Here is a 14179-nt window from a genome sequence, read left to right on the forward strand (position 1 = left end):
AGATCACCTCTTAAAATCCCATTTTCTCTGCCTTAGCAATGACGTCTTCGATTGAACCGACACCACGGAAGGCATCTTCTGGTAGCTGGTCATGTTTTCCTTCAAGAATTTCCTTAAAGCCACGAACTGTTTCCGCTACTGGTACATAAGAACCAGGTTGACCAGTAAATTGTTCTGCAACGTTAAAGTTTTGAGACAAGAAGAACTGGATACGACGGGCACGTGCAACCAAGGTTTTTTCTTCATCAGAAAGTTCATCCATACCAAGGATAGCAATGATATCTTGCAATTCATGGTAACGTTGAAGGACACGTTTAACCTCAGCAGCAACTGCATAGTGCTCCTCACCAACAATCTCAGGTGCCAAGGCACGAGAGCTTGAAGCTAGAGGGTCAACGGCCGGGTAGATACCCAACTGTACCAACTTACGTTCCAAGTTTGTTGTTGAATCCAAGTGAGCGAAAGCTGTTGCTGGCGCAGGGTCAGTGTAGTCATCCGCTGGCACATAGATAGCCTGGATTGAGGTTACAGAACCCTTCTTAGTTGACGTGATACGCTCTTGCAATTGACCCATCTCCGTTGCAAGTGTTGGTTGGTAACCAACGGCTGAAGGCATCCGACCCAAAAGGGCAGATACTTCTGAACCAGCCTGAGTGAAACGGAAAATATTGTCGATAAAGAGAAGCACATCTTGGCCTTCTACATCACGGAAGTATTCGGCGATGGTCAAACCAGTAAGGGCAACACGCATACGTGCTCCTGGTGGTTCATTCATCTGACCAAATACCATGGCTGTTTTCTCGATAACGCCTGATTCTTTCATTTCCCAGTAGAGGTCGTTCCCCTCACGGGTACGTTCCCCAACACCAGTAAATACGGAAATCCCACCGTGTTCTTGGGCAATATTGTGAATCAATTCTTGGATCAATACGGTTTTACCAACTCCGGCACCACCGAAGAGTCCGACTTTCCCCCCTTTAAGGTATGGGGCAAGAAGGTCGATAACCTTAATCCCAGTTTCAAGAATTTCAGAAGAGGTAGACAATTCATCAAAAGTTGGAGCTTTCTTATGAATTGGCTGACGCTCAGCGTCTTCAGCGAAAGGAGCATCCAAGTCAATCGTATCCCCCAAAACGTTAAAGACACGTCCCAAAGTTTCTTTACCTACTGGCACGGAGATTGGACGTCCTGTGTCCAAAACTTCCATTCCACGAGTCAAACCATCTGTTGATTCCATGGCGATCGTACGGACCATACCATCACCCAACTCCAAGGCTACTTCAAGGACGATTTTTGTTTTTCTTTCGTCATTTTTGTAGACGACAAGTGCATTATTAATCTCAGGAAGTGTTTCCCCTGCTGCAAACAAGACGTCTACAACGGGTCCGATAACCTGAGCAATTTTACCTGAACTCATCTCCTTCTCCTATTCTATATAAGATACTGTCGGTTCCTAGTTCAACTAGGTCCTAATACTCTTCGAAAATCAAATTCAAACCACGTCAGCGTCGCCTTGCCGTACTCAAGTACAGCCTGCGGCTAGCTTCCTAGTTTGCTCTTTGATTTTCATTGAGTATAAGTTCATTTTAATACGAGGGAGGCAAAGCCTTATTCTAAGGCACTAGCCCCCGCTACGATTTCTGTAATTTCTTGTGTAATCGCCGCCTGTCTAGCACGGTTATACTGGATTGTCAAATCATTGATGACCTTTTTGGCATTATCGGTCGCCGTTTGCATGGCTGTCATACCTGCAGCATTTTCAGCTGTCTTGGCATCGATAATAGCCCCGTAAATCATACTTTCAGCATACTGTGGCAACAATTGCTCTAGAATCTCATCACGGCTCGTTTCCAACTCAAAGGTTAAGCTATACTCCTCATCTGCTTCATTTGGATCGAGGTCAACAATCGGAAGCATTTGCTCCACACGCATTTGGCTGGTAAGCGTATTGACGTGGTGATTATAGCAAACATAAAGTTCATCAAAGAGTTCATTTTGGTACATCTCAATCGTTTTTGAAATAATTTTACGAACTTCATCAAAACTTGGTTGGTCGGCCAAGCCCCGCAATTCATAGATTGGTTGAATGCCACGAGCCTTAAAGAAATCAGCCCCCATACCACCAATACAGATAACTTCAAAGTCATCACCATTTGGATGATATTCTTCTTTCAGCTCCATCACAGCTTTAAGGATGGAAGCATTATAACCTCCAACCAAGCCACGGTCTGAAGTAATAACGATATAGCCTGTTTTCTTAACTGGACGACTAATGAGCATTGGATTGGTAGAGCCACCAGATCCGTTACCATGTAGAATATCCGTCAAAAGCTTACGAACCTTCTGAGCATAAACTTGAAAATTGCGTGCTGCTTCTTCAGAGCGACCTAACTTGGCAGCCGATACCATTTGCATGGCATTAGTGATTTGACTAGTATTTTTTGTTGAGGCGATTTTTGTTTTAATATCATTTAGAGATACTGCCATCTGACACCTCTATTCTTATTGGAAGCTGGATTGATTGAGAAACTCTGTAATCGCAGCATCCAAGACTGCTTCTTCTGGCAAGTCTTTTGTTTCACGAATGGTTTCCAAAATCTCTGGATGTTGTGCATCAAAGAAGGCATGGAACTCTTCCTCAAAACGAACAATGTCATTTACAGGAACTGTATCCAAGAATCCGTGTGTCAAAGCATACAGGATCGTCACTTGTTTCTCAACAGGCAAAGGCTTGTGAACAGGTTGTTTCAATACTTCTACCGTACGACGACCACGATTCAACTTAGCTTGAGTAGCCGCATCCAAGTCCGAACCGAACTTAGTGAAGGCTTCTAACTCACGGTATGAAGCAAGGTCGATACGAAGAGTACCAGCAACCTTCTTCATGGCTTTAATCTGAGCAGAACCACCTACACGAGATACAGATGAACCCGCATCAATAGCTGGGCGAATACCTGCGTTAAAGAGTCCATCTCCAAGGAAGATTTGTCCGTCAGTGATAGAAATCACGTTGGTTGCGATATAGGCAGAGATATCTCCTGCTTGCGTCTCAATAAATGGTAGGGCTGTGATTGATCCACCACCAAGCTCGTCAGAAACTTTGGCTGAGCGCTCAAGCAAACGGCTGTGAAGGTAGAAGACATCCCCTGGGAAGGCCTCACGACCTGGTGGACGACGGAGCAAGAGAGAAAGTTCACGATAAGCTACCGCTTGTTTAGATAGGTCATCATAAACGATCAAAACATGCTTGCCTTGGTACATGAATTCTTCTGCCATAGCGACCCCTGCATATGGAGCAAGGAAGAGTAATGGAGAAGGTTGTGAAGCTGAGGCTGTCACAACGATTGTGTAATCCAAGGCACCGTACTGACGAAGTGTTTCTACTTGTGTACGAACTGTTGATTCTTTTTGTCCAATCGCTACATAGATACATATCATATCTTGCCCTTTTTGGTTCAAGATGGTATCGATTGCAATGGTTGTTTTCCCTGTCTGACGGTCACCAATGATCAGCTCACGCTGACCACGACCAATCGGTACAAGGGCGTCAATAGCTTTCAAACCTGTTTGCAATGGTTCTGATACAGACTTACGCTCCATAACACCAGGAGCTGGTGCTTCTACTGGACGAGTCTTGTCAGTATGGATTTCTCCGAGACCATCAACGGGACGACCAAGTGGATCCACAACACGTCCAATCAAGTTATCACCGACAGGAACTTCCATGATTTTACCCGTGCGACGGATAGTGTCTCCTTCACGGATATCCGTGAAGTCACCGAGAATGATGATCCCAACGTCTGTTGATTCCAAGTTTTGCGCCATACCATAAGAGCCGTTTTCAAAAATCAAGAGCTCTCCACTCATGGCATTTTCAAGGCCGTGGGCACGCGCAATACCGTCCCCGATATAGGTTACAACACCAGTTTCAGTCACATCAAAAATGGGTTTGAAATTTTCAATTTGTTGCTTAATTAAAGCGCTGATTTCTTGTGCGTTAATTGCCAAAAGAACACCACTTTCTATTTCAAATTTTCTTTAACAACACGAAGTTGCTGTTTAATACTCACATCAATTGTCTTGTGATTGGCAAAAATGACAAAACCACCAATGAGACTTTCATCGATTTGTTCTTTGATAGTCCGAACTTTCAGAGACATTTTTTTCTCAATCAAAGGAAGCAATCGCGCCTTCTGGTCATCTGTTAATGGATGAGCGGAGGCAATCGTTACTTCAAATCGATTCGTTTCTTTTTCAAGTCGACTCAAACAATCTACAATTACTTCATAAAATAAATTTGCTCTGTGATTGTATAGCAGCACCTGAAAAAAGTTTTGCATTAATGGTGACACTGAGTCTTGGAAGAAACGAACGGTTTTTTCCTTATCCGACTCACCTACTGCCACTTGACCTAAAAAAGAAGGCAAGTCTGTTTCTTCTGCGACTTGCTTGATTTGAGCTAAGTCAGAAAAGATACGGTCTTCTTCTCCCTTTTCAATCACCAATTGGACAAAAGGCATGCTGTATTTTTCAATTACCTTTACTGTCTTTTTGTCCATTAAGCTTCTCCTAGCTGATCGATGTACTGATCAATGAGTTCTTTATGGGCTTGTCCGTCAAGGTTTTGTGAGATGATTTTACCAGCGAGACTAATCGTCAAATCTGCTACCTCACCCTTAACGCTTTGTAAAGCTTCCGCTTTATTTTGAGCAATTTCTTGGTTAGCTTTTTCTTTCAAGCGTCCTGCTTCCAGTTTCGCCTCAGCCAAGATGTCAGCTCTACTTTTCTCAGCTGTTTCCTTTGCATTCTCGATAATTGTCTTAGCTTCCGAACGGCTACCTGCCAACTCAGCTTCACGTTTGCTAGCGAGTTCTTCGGCCTTCTTACGGGCAGCTTCTGCTCCGTCAATATCTGAAGAAATTTTTTCAGCACGTTCATCTAAAATATTGGTAAGATTTCCCCAGGCATATTTTTTCACTAAAAAAATTAATAAAAGGAAGGAACCAGCGATAAGAATAAAGTCACCAATAATGGTACTAATAGTTAAATCCATCTTCTAATCCTCCTCTACTTACTCTTCCCCAGCATTTATCTTCTTACCAATGTACATCGATGACAACATGGTAAAGACATAGGCTTGAATACATGAAATGAAAATCGAAAAGGCTGTCCATAACATGTTTGCGATAAAGGCAAAAGGATACCAATACAAAGCATTTTGTGACAAGGCTAATAGCAATCCAGCTAAGACCTCACCGGCAAAAATATTTCCGTAGATCCGAATCGCCAAGGAAGCAAAATTGGTGAACTCTTCTAAAATGTTCATCGGAGTCATAAAGCCAGGTGTAACAAATGCTCTCAAATATTCTTTAACGCCTCTACGACGAACTCCTTCTACATGGGCGATCAAAGTGATCAAGAATGATAGGGATAAATCGTATCCAAGGTTGGCTGTTGGGGAAGTCCACAAGTTATAACCGTTTGTTGTTTGTACTTTTGCCATTAAGCCGATATTATTGGCAACCAAGATAAACAGAAATAGAGAAAACAGAAATAAGGAATAATCCTTGATGTATGATTCTCCAATGTTTGGTTTGGTAAAACCAATCACAAAGTCGTAAATCATCTCAAGAGCATTTTGTTTGCCCTTTGGACGGATGGTCATTTTACGACTTGCCCAGTAGACAAAGGCAAAAACCATCAAAACAGTTACAAGAGACATGGCAAGCAGGGTCAAATCAAAGGATATTGGTCCAATATTAACGGTTGGATTCAAACTTTCTTCCATGGTTTGACACCTCCATTTCTAAATAGAGTTGTCTATTTAATGACAAATGACATCGCCAAGGTTACAAAGAATGTTCCTTCGATAAAGGCAATCCCCATGATCATCAAACTACGCAATTGTGGGATGATGTCTGGTTGGCGTGCTGCAGACTTGAACAAACCGTTCATCAAAAATCCTTCTGCAAGGGATACACCCATACAGGCAAGACATAGACCGAAAAATGTTAAATTCATGATGAATTCTCCTTTTTATTTAAATTTACTTCCTTAGTTTAGTCCTAAAATTTGTTTTTGTCAACTTTTTACTAACATTGAAAGCGTTTCATATGATTTATTTCTATTTTTGCTGTTTTTACCCCATTCTATAGAAAGTTTTTCCATTTTAGATTGCGAATTTTTCTTGATTTTACTCTATTTTCTGAAACAAACTGAAAAATCCAAGTTAAGAACTTGGATCGATTCATTTTATTTAAAATAGTAGGAATAGTGTTGTTTACAACCTGGATTAAATGGTGCACTGCAGTAAGGACAAGCCATCTGTTTTTGGTATTCTTGGAAAGTCATTGTCCTCTTACAACCCCCACATAAGATTGGTCGATCCTCAAAAAGCGCCAAGGGATAGGGAGAAAAAACATGTGTCTCCATAGTATTGTGACACTGATAGCATGCGTAGTATTTTTTGCATTCATAACATTGGAGTGAAACAATATCCTTTTCACTATGATAATGAACACATCTGCTTTCATCATCTACCAATAAACCTTGAGCTTGTATCATTCCCTTTTCCTTATCTAGGCACGAACTGTAACACTTGTCCCGTCTTCCTTATAGAGGTTGATGAGCCCTTCCTTGAGAGCGCGGACCATATCCCCTGCTTGAACAGGTTGTGGAACCTTGATTGTCAAGAGTTCCATTGGATTTGGAGCACGGTCTATTTTATTGCCCTTGGCATCATGAAGATCTTCGATATAAGTTTCAAAATGTCGGAAACCTGGTCCGTAAAACTCAACTTGGTCTCCTTCATTGATAACATTCCGTTGACGAATGGTTGCCGTTTGAGTCGCATCATCATACGAAACCACTTCAGCGACAAACTTGTATTCAGGAATTTTACGACGAGCGCCAAACAACTGTTCGTTTTCAGACGGTGTACCGTAGTAGAAACCTGTTGCCAATTCACGTTGGGCAACCTTCCACATCTCGTCTACCAAGTCCTGTTTGATGGCTTCAAATTTCTCGGGACTTTCGAGATAAGCATCTACAGCCGCCTTGTAACAGTTGGTCACAGTTGAAACATAGTGGATCGACTTCATACGACCTTCAATCTTGAGACTGTCTACACCGTTTTCGATCATATCTGGAATATGGTCAATCATGGACATGTCAACGGCTGACATCGAAAATTCTTCTGGAATTTCACCTTTCAGACTCTTACGTTCTTGACCAAAAGGCATGTCATAAAGATCGTATTTCCAACGACAAGACTGAGAACAGCCCCCACGGTTGGCATCACGCATACTCATGTGGTTTGATAACGTACAGCGACCTGAGTAAGAAATACACATGGCTCCATGGACAAAGGCTTCAATTTCTACATCAGTACGTTTGCGAATCTCTGCCAATTCTTCCATTGAAACTTCACGGGCCAAAACCACGCGAGTTAGACCAAGTTCTTTCCAGAACTCTAAAGTTTCATAGTTGGTCGCACTAGCTTGGGTTGAAAGGTGGATTTCAAGACCTGGTGCTTCGGTTGCTGCAATCATAATCAAGGCTGGATCTGACACGATAACTGCGGCAATCCCGATGTCACGCAACTTACGGAACCATTCTCCAGCACCAGCTTCGTTTCCTTCGTGCATAACCATGTTAGCAGCCACATAGACCTTGGCACCGTACTTAGCAGCAAACTGCACGCCTTCTTCCATCTGTTCAAAGGTGAAGTTTCCTGCACGGCTACGAAGACCATAGGCCTGTCCACCGATGAAGACTGCGTCCGCACCATATTGAACAGCTACTTTCAGCTTCTCTAAAGTCCCTGCAGGTGATAAAACCTCAGGACGTTTTAATGTTTTTGTCATTTCTTCTCCTATTTGCAATATAAAAGTTTGACGTTTTTCCTTCTCATTTTATAGTAAATAAGCAATAAAATCAAGCCTAGACAGATTGTTTTGACAATTCTAATCTTTTAAGAAAACAAAAAACTAGCCTTTCTAGACTAGTTATTTTCAAGATAAAATTCAAAGCGTTCGCCCACGTATTGACTCTTTACATACTCGAAAGCCGTCCCATCTTCAAGATAAGAGACCTGAGTCAAGGCTAAAATGGCATGCCCTTTTTCAACTTCTAGATAGTGAGCAATTTTTTCCTTAGCCAATCTCGCATAAATGGTCTGTTGGGATTTGCCAATCCGATAGCCATGTTGCTGCAAGGTATGGAAGAAATGACTGGTGATTTCTTCTTTTTTGAAATCCTTAATAAATTTCTCAGGAATAGATGCGACTTCATAGACTAGTGGAACTTGGTCAGCGTAACGCACCCGTTCCATGCGGATAATATTCTCTGTCGGAGCAATCCCTAGATTAGCGACCTCTTGCTCATTTGGAATGGTTCTTCTGTAAGAAATGAGTTGACTAGAAGGAACTTTCCCCTGAGATTTGACAATCTCCGTAAAACTGGTTGTACCCCGCATTTTTTCTTGGACACGAGTGCTAGAGACAAAGGTTCCACTTCCTACACGACGCTCCAAAACTCCTTCCTCAACCAAGAGAGAGATAGCCTGACGTAATGTCATCCGGCTAACTTGAAACTGTTCAGCTAAATCTCGCTCACTTGGAAGTCTCTCTCCGATTTTCCAATGATGCTCATCTATATCCTTCTTGATCTGATCGTGGATTTTCATATAAGCTGGTAACATGATTCTCACTTCTTTTCTTTATTTTCTCCATTGTACCGTATTTGCTAAGAAAAAGTCAAACTTTGCCTTGTTTAGTTGGTAATTCGCCCCTATTTGTGATAGAATATTGAAAAAGATATTTCTTTTGAGAAAGGAAAAAGATGAGCAACATTTCAACTGACTTGCAAGATGTCGAAAAAATCATCGTGCTGGACTATGGTAGCCAATACAACCAGCTGATTTCACGTCGTATTCGTGAAATTGGTGTTTTTTCAGAGTTAAAAAGTCATAAAATCTCAGCCGCAGAGGTTCGTGCGATTAACCCTGTAGGGATCATCCTCTCTGGTGGACCAAACTCTGTATACGAAGATGGTTCATTTGATATTGACCCAGAAATTTTTGAACTTGGCATTCCAATTTTAGGAATATGCTATGGTATGCAACTTTTAACTCATAAACTTGGAGGAAAAGTTGTCCCTGCAGGTGATGCTGGTAACCGAGAGTATGGCCAATCACCACTTACCCATACCACTTCTGCCCTCTTTGAAGGGACTCCTGAAGAACAGATTGTTTTGATGAGCCATGGCGATGCTGTTACAGAGATTCCAGCTGATTTTGTTCGTACTGGAACTTCTGCTGACTGTCCTTATGCAGCTATTGAAAACCCTGACAAGCACATCTATGGTATCCAATTCCACCCAGAAGTTCGCCATTCTGTATACGGGAATGATATCCTTCGCAACTTTGCCCTTAACATCTGTCAGGCTAAAGGCGACTGGTCAATGGACAACTTCATCGATATGCAGATCAAAAAAATCCGTGAAACTGTAGGTGACAAGCGTGTTCTTCTCGGCCTATCAGGTGGTGTTGACTCTTCTGTTGTTGGCGTTCTTCTCCAGAAAGCAATCGGCGATCAATTGATCTGTATCTTTGTAGACCACGGTCTTCTCCGTAAGGGAGAGGCTGACCAAGTTATGGACATGCTTGGTGGTAAGTTTGGTTTGAATATCGTTAAAGCAGACGCTGCTAAACGATTCCTTGATAAACTTGCAGGTGTTTCTGATCCTGAGCAAAAACGTAAAATCATCGGAAACGAGTTTGTTTATGTCTTTGATGACGAAGCTAGTAAGCTAAAAGATGTAAAATTCCTTGCTCAGGGAACGCTTTACACTGACGTGATTGAGTCTGGTACAGATACTGCTCAAACCATCAAATCACACCACAATGTTGGTGGTCTTCCAGAAGACATGCAGTTTGAATTGATTGAGCCATTGAACACTCTTTATAAAGACGAAGTCCGTGCCCTCGGTACAGAGCTTGGTATGCCAGACCACATCGTATGGCGCCAACCATTCCCAGGACCAGGACTCGCTATCCGTGTCATGGGTGAAATCACTGAGGAAAAACTAGAAACTGTTCGTGAGTCTGATGCTATCCTACGTGAAGAAATCGCTAAAGCTGGTCTTGATCGTGATATTTGGCAATACTTCACTGTCAACACAGGCGTTCGTTCAGTCGGTGTTATGGGTGATGGTCGTACTTACGACTACACCATCGCCATTCGTGCGATCACTTCTATCGATGGTATGACAGCTGACTTTGCCAAGATTCCTTGGGAAGTCCTTCAAAAAATCTCTGTACGTATCGTAAATGAAGTAGATCACGTTAACCGTATCGTCTACGACATTACAAGTAAACCACCTGCAACTGTGGAGTGGGAATAAACCAATCAAACACAAAAGAACTCTGAATCGGATTCAGAGTTCTTTTTTAGGTAGCACTTCTGCTTTCCTTTTTTATTTGCGTTTTTTCTTAGCTTTTTTCATTTTGTTAGCCATGCGTTTCATAGACTGTTTCATGGCAAATTCACCGATTTTACCTTTGAGTCCGCCACCAAACATCTGGCTCATATCTGGCATGCCTGCTCCTCCAAGAGCTGACATATCCGGCATTCCACCTTGTCCCATCATGCCTTCAAGGGCAGACATATCCATCCCTCCCATATTTGGCATATTTTTTGGAAGGTTATTTGGGTTGATTCCCATCTGCTTCATCATCTTGTTCATATCCCCAGACATGACACCTTGCATGAGCTGTTTGGCCTGGTTAAAGTCCTTGATAAATTTATTGACTTCGACAAAGGTATTTCCAGAACCAGCAGCGATACGACGGCGACGACTTGGATTTAACAGATCAGGGTTTTCGCGTTCTTCAGGTGTCATAGAAGACACAATGGCACGTTTGCGCGCAATCTGGCGCTCATCCACCTTCATATTTTGAAGGGCAGGATTGTTAGCCATACCTGGAATCATCTTGAGTAAGTCTTCCATTGGCCCCATATTTTGCACCTGATCCAATTGATCAATGAAATCATTGAAATCAAAGGTGTTTTCGCGCATTTTCTCAGCCATTTCAAGAGCTTTTTGCTCATCGTATTCCTGAGAAGCTTTCTCAATCAAAGTGAGCATATCCCCCATACCAAGGATACGGCTTGACATACGGTCTGGGTGGAAGGTTTCGATATCTGTTATCTTTTCACCCGTACCAGTGAACTTGATAGGTTTTCCAGTGATGTGACGAACAGACAAAGCTGCACCACCACGAGTATCCCCATCAATCTTGGTAAGGATGACACCAGTTACTTCCAACTGAGCATTAAACTCACGGGCAACATTAGCCGCTTCCTGACCGATCATGGCATCAATGACAAGGAGGATTTCGTTTGGTTGAGCCAGTGCTTTAACATCACGAAGCTCATTCATAAGAAGTTCATCGATTTGTAAACGCCCTGCCGTATCGATCAAGACATAGTCGTTGTGATTGGCCTGCGCTTGCTCCAAACCTTGGCGAACAATTTCAACAGCAGGCACTTCTGTTCCAAGTGCAAAGACAGGAACATCGATTTGTTGTCCAAGTGTTTTCAGCTGATCGATGGCTGCTGGACGATAAATATCTGCCGCAATCATCAAAGGACGAGCATTTTCTTCCTTCTTGAGTTTATTAGCCAGCTTACCAGCAAAAGTCGTTTTACCAGCCCCTTGCAAACCGACCATCATGATAATGGTTGGAATTTTTGGTGACTTGATAATTTCTGCCGTATCGGAACCTAAAACAGCTGTCAATTCCTCATCAACGATTTTGATAATCTGTTGGGCTGGATTGAGGGTATCAATGATCTCGTGTCCGACTGCACGTTCACGAACCTTCTTGATAAAGTCCTTTACAACAGGCAAAGCAACGTCGGCTTCCAGCAAGGCCAAACGAATCTCTTTGGTTGCTTCCTGGACATCAGCCTCAGATATTTTTCCTTTTTTACGTAGATTTTTAAAGACGTTCTGTAAACGTTCTGTTAAACTTTCAAATGCCATTTTTTTCTCCTATGTTTCATTAATTCGGTGGAAAACGTCCAAAATCTTGTAAACAAACAAGTTCTTCTGGAGTGACTTCTTTCATTATCTCATTTGGATATCCCCAACAGCTAAATCCCTCTTGAAGAGCTCGAAAGATAGAATCAGACGAGAGGATTTGTAGCCTTGTGGGAAAAGGAGTCTCAGCAGCTAATAGTTTACAGGGTATACCTTTGTAGATGACTATACTCCCCATACTTATTCTCTATTATCAATACTTGTTAAAATTTCTATCTGCTCCTGCAGAAAGTCATCCTTGGGATAACGCTCCAAGATCTGGTCAAAAATCTGACTGCGGACAATGTAGTCCGAATACATGTGCAGTTTCATCTCATAATCTTCTAGAATCTTTTCCGTCCGCTTGATATTATCATAGACAGCCTGACGACTGACACCGAACTCTTCAGCAATCTCAGCAAGACTATAATCATCAGCATAATAGAGTTCAATATAGTTCATCTGCTTGTCTGTCAAAAGCGCCGCATAAAATTCAAAAAGGGCGTTCATACGATTGGTTTTTTCGATTTCCATAACTTTTATTATACCAAAAAAACGATTATACTGCTAGAGTGGAAGCACTTCAAATAGAGTAAGAAGAAAAAAGAACCTTGCAAGGCAAGATTCTTTTAGTGTCTGACTTAAATAATTGTTCTTCTGGGAACTTAATCGAATTAAGCTTCGATTTCTGTAACCATACCTGAACCAACAGTACGTCCACCCTCACGGATAGAGAATGTAGTACCTTGTTCTACGGCGATTGGGTGGATCAACTCAACGTCGATAGTCACGTTATCACCAGGCATTACCATTTCAGTACCTGCTGGAAGTTCGATTGAACCTGTAACGTCAGTAGTACGGAAGTAGAATTGTGGACGGTAGTTGTTGAAGAATGGAGTGTGACGTCCACCTTCTTCTTTAGTAAGGATGTAGACTTCACCTTTAAATTTAGTGTGTGGGTTGATTGAACCTGGTTTAGCGATAACTTGTCCACGTTCGATTTCATCACGTTGAACACCACGAAGAAGGACACCTACGTTATCTCCGGCAAGACCTTCGTCAAGTTGTTTACGGAACATTTCAACACCAGTAACAACTGCTTTTGAAGTTTCTTCTTTGATACCAACGATTTCGATTTCGTCGTTGACACGAACAGTACCACGGTCGATACGTCCTGAAGCAACTGTACCACGTCCAGTGATTGAGAATACATCTTCGACTGGAAGAAGCAATGGTTTGTCAGTGTCACGTTCTGGTTCTGGAATGTACTCATCAACAGTGTTCATCAATTCCATGATGATGTCTTCGTATTTAGAGTCACCTTCAAGAGCTTTAAGAGCTGAACCTTGGATAACTGGAAGATCGTCACCTGGGAAGTCGTATTCTGAAAGAAGGTCACGGATTTCCATTTCAACCAATTCAAGCAATTCTTCGTCGTCAACCAAGTCGATCTTGTTCATGAAGACGATAAGGTGTTTAACACCAACCTGACGTGAAAGAAGGATGTGCTCACGAGTTTGTGGCATTGGTCCGTCAGTTGAAGCTACTACAAGGATAGCTCCATCCATTTGGGCAGCACCAGTGATCATGTTTTTAACGTAGTCCGCGTGTCCTGGAGCGTCGATGTGAGCGTAGTGACGTTTTTCAGTTTCGTACTCAACGTGCGCAGTGTTGATAGTGATACCGCGTTCGCGTTCTTCTGGAGCAGCATCGATAGACGCATAGTCTTTAGGTTGGTTAACTGATGAAGGCAAGCGACGTGCCAAAACAGTTGTGATAGCTGCAGTTAGGGTAGTTTTACCGTGGTCAACGTGTCCGATAGTACCAATGTTAACGTGTGGTTTACTACGATCGTATTTTTCTTTTGCCATTTGAGTAAAAGCCTCCAATAAAATATATTTTATAGATAGACAGTAGGCAATACAGTCTAACTTTCCTTACTATTTTATCAAATTTCTGCTAAATTGCAAGTGTTTTACACATATTTTGTCAATTAATCTAAATCTTATCAAATCCTGTTCTTCTGCTTCTTTATGGCAATATGAATTCAAACTTATTTTGTTTGGGCGATAGTCTTTTCATCAAAAAAATCAGG

General features: G+C 42.1%; 15 protein-coding genes. 1 reads left to right on the forward strand and 14 read right to left on the reverse strand.

The features are described from left to right. Positions 1-10 precede the first annotated feature (10 nt). The 10 genes from atpD to NYE79_RS05890 form a co-directional block, all read right to left on the reverse strand. The gene (gene atpD / locus NYE79_RS05845; RefSeq protein ID WP_000094372.1) at positions 11-1417 is read right to left on the reverse strand and encodes a F0F1 ATP synthase subunit beta; all 1407 of its coding nucleotides are present in this window, start codon (positions 1415-1417) and stop codon (positions 11-13) included. A gap of 191 nt (positions 1418-1608) precedes the next feature. Then, positions 1609-2487, reverse strand: coding sequence for a F0F1 ATP synthase subunit gamma (locus NYE79_RS05850; protein ID WP_000301234.1), 879 nt, complete (start codon positions 2485-2487; stop codon positions 1609-1611). 15 nt (positions 2488-2502) lie between these two features. Next, complete coding sequence (gene atpA / locus NYE79_RS05855; protein WP_000996615.1) at positions 2503-4008, reverse strand: F0F1 ATP synthase subunit alpha; 1506 nt, start codon at positions 4006-4008, stop codon at positions 2503-2505. 14 nt (positions 4009-4022) lie between these two features. Beyond that, positions 4023-4559, reverse strand: coding sequence for a F0F1 ATP synthase subunit delta (locus tag NYE79_RS05860; RefSeq protein WP_000359021.1), 537 nt, complete (start codon positions 4557-4559; stop codon positions 4023-4025). Further along, positions 4559-5053, reverse strand: a complete 495-nt coding sequence (gene atpF, locus NYE79_RS05865) for a F0F1 ATP synthase subunit B (RefSeq protein ID WP_000366311.1) — start codon at positions 5051-5053, stop codon at positions 4559-4561. Before atpF ends, NYE79_RS05860 begins: the two co-directional genes overlap by 1 nt. A gap of 18 nt (positions 5054-5071) precedes the next feature. Beyond that, positions 5072-5788 (reverse strand): F0F1 ATP synthase subunit A, encoded by a 717-nt coding sequence (gene atpB / locus NYE79_RS05870; protein ID WP_000392937.1) that lies wholly within the window; start codon positions 5786-5788, stop codon positions 5072-5074. Positions 5789-5820: 32 nt separating this feature from the next. Further along, positions 5821-6021, reverse strand: coding sequence for a F0F1 ATP synthase subunit C (locus NYE79_RS05875; RefSeq protein WP_001054551.1), 201 nt, complete (start codon positions 6019-6021; stop codon positions 5821-5823). Between the two features lie 231 nt (positions 6022-6252). Then, positions 6253-6564: a CHY zinc finger protein gene (locus NYE79_RS05880; protein WP_008279616.1), complete on the reverse strand. Its 312-nt coding sequence runs from the start codon at positions 6562-6564 to the stop codon at positions 6253-6255. A 14-nt stretch (positions 6565-6578) separates the two neighbouring features. Then, on the reverse strand, positions 6579-7865 hold the full coding sequence (locus NYE79_RS05885) for a U32 family peptidase (protein WP_000169096.1): 1287 nt from the start codon (positions 7863-7865) through the stop codon (positions 6579-6581). A 137-nt stretch (positions 7866-8002) separates the two neighbouring features. After that, entirely contained in the window at positions 8003-8701 is a 699-nt protein-coding gene (locus tag NYE79_RS05890; protein ID WP_000936182.1) for a GntR family transcriptional regulator, read from the reverse strand. 140 nt (positions 8702-8841) lie between these two features. Here NYE79_RS05890 and guaA point away from each other — a divergent pair, with 140 nt between their 5' ends. Beyond that, a complete protein-coding gene (guaA, locus tag NYE79_RS05895; RefSeq protein ID WP_000065697.1) occupies positions 8842-10404 on the forward strand; it encodes a glutamine-hydrolyzing GMP synthase in 1563 nt (520 codons plus the stop codon). Positions 10405-10476: 72 nt separating this feature from the next. Here guaA and ffh read toward each other — a convergent pair whose 3' ends face one another. The 4 genes from ffh to tuf form a co-directional block, all read right to left on the reverse strand. After that, positions 10477-12048 carry a signal recognition particle protein gene (gene ffh, locus NYE79_RS05900; protein ID WP_084880657.1) on the reverse strand — a complete coding sequence of 524 codons (1572 nt, stop codon included), beginning with the start codon at positions 12046-12048 and terminating at the stop codon, positions 10477-10479. Positions 12049-12067: 19 nt separating this feature from the next. Beyond that, positions 12068-12283, reverse strand: a complete 216-nt coding sequence (locus tag NYE79_RS05905; RefSeq protein ID WP_000534887.1) for a hypothetical protein — start codon at positions 12281-12283, stop codon at positions 12068-12070. 2 nt (positions 12284-12285) lie between these two features. After that, positions 12286-12618, reverse strand: coding sequence for a putative DNA-binding protein (locus NYE79_RS05910; protein ID WP_000402066.1), 333 nt, complete (start codon positions 12616-12618; stop codon positions 12286-12288). A 140-nt stretch (positions 12619-12758) separates the two neighbouring features. Beyond that, positions 12759-13955, reverse strand: a complete 1197-nt coding sequence (gene tuf / locus NYE79_RS05915) for an elongation factor Tu (RefSeq protein WP_001040723.1) — start codon at positions 13953-13955, stop codon at positions 12759-12761. Positions 13956-14179: the final 224 nt, after the last annotated feature.

This window comes from Streptococcus sp. FSL W8-0197, from assembly GCF_037963785.1.
GTDB classification, from domain to species: Bacteria; Bacillota; Bacilli; order Lactobacillales; family Streptococcaceae; genus Streptococcus; species Streptococcus oralis_CQ.

What these genes read in the sequence shown, in the direction of transcription:
- NYE79_RS05880 (WP_008279616.1), bottom strand. Translation starts at nt 6,564, where the DNA reads ATGATACAAGCTCAAGGTTTATTGGTAGATGATGAAAGCAGATGTGTT.
- guaA (WP_000065697.1), top strand. Translation starts at nt 8,842, where the DNA reads ATGAGCAACATTTCAACTGACTTGCAAGATGTCGAAAAAATCATCGTG.
- tuf (WP_001040723.1), bottom strand. Translation starts at nt 13,955, where the DNA reads ATGGCAAAAGAAAAATACGATCGTAGTAAACCACACGTTAACATTGGT.
- NYE79_RS05905 (WP_000534887.1), bottom strand. Translation starts at nt 12,283, where the DNA reads ATGGGGAGTATAGTCATCTACAAAGGTATACCCTGTAAACTATTAGCT.
- atpD (WP_000094372.1), bottom strand. Translation starts at nt 1,417, where the DNA reads ATGAGTTCAGGTAAAATTGCTCAGGTTATCGGACCCGTTGTAGACGTC.
- NYE79_RS05850 (WP_000301234.1), bottom strand. Translation starts at nt 2,487, where the DNA reads ATGGCAGTATCTCTAAATGATATTAAAACAAAAATCGCCTCAACAAAA.
- NYE79_RS05875 (WP_001054551.1), bottom strand. Translation starts at nt 6,021, where the DNA reads ATGAATTTAACATTTTTCGGTCTATGTCTTGCCTGTATGGGTGTATCC.
- atpF (WP_000366311.1), bottom strand. Translation starts at nt 5,053, where the DNA reads ATGGATTTAACTATTAGTACCATTATTGGTGACTTTATTCTTATCGCT.
- NYE79_RS05910 (WP_000402066.1), bottom strand. Translation starts at nt 12,618, where the DNA reads ATGGAAATCGAAAAAACCAATCGTATGAACGCCCTTTTTGAATTTTAT.
- ffh (WP_084880657.1), bottom strand. Translation starts at nt 12,048, where the DNA reads ATGGCATTTGAAAGTTTAACAGAACGTTTACAGAACGTCTTTAAAAAT.
- NYE79_RS05885 (WP_000169096.1), bottom strand. Translation starts at nt 7,865, where the DNA reads ATGACAAAAACATTAAAACGTCCTGAGGTTTTATCACCTGCAGGGACT.
- NYE79_RS05860 (WP_000359021.1), bottom strand. Translation starts at nt 4,559, where the DNA reads ATGGACAAAAAGACAGTAAAGGTAATTGAAAAATACAGCATGCCTTTT.
- NYE79_RS05890 (WP_000936182.1), bottom strand. Translation starts at nt 8,701, where the DNA reads ATGTTACCAGCTTATATGAAAATCCACGATCAGATCAAGAAGGATATA.
- atpB (WP_000392937.1), bottom strand. Translation starts at nt 5,788, where the DNA reads ATGGAAGAAAGTTTGAATCCAACCGTTAATATTGGACCAATATCCTTT.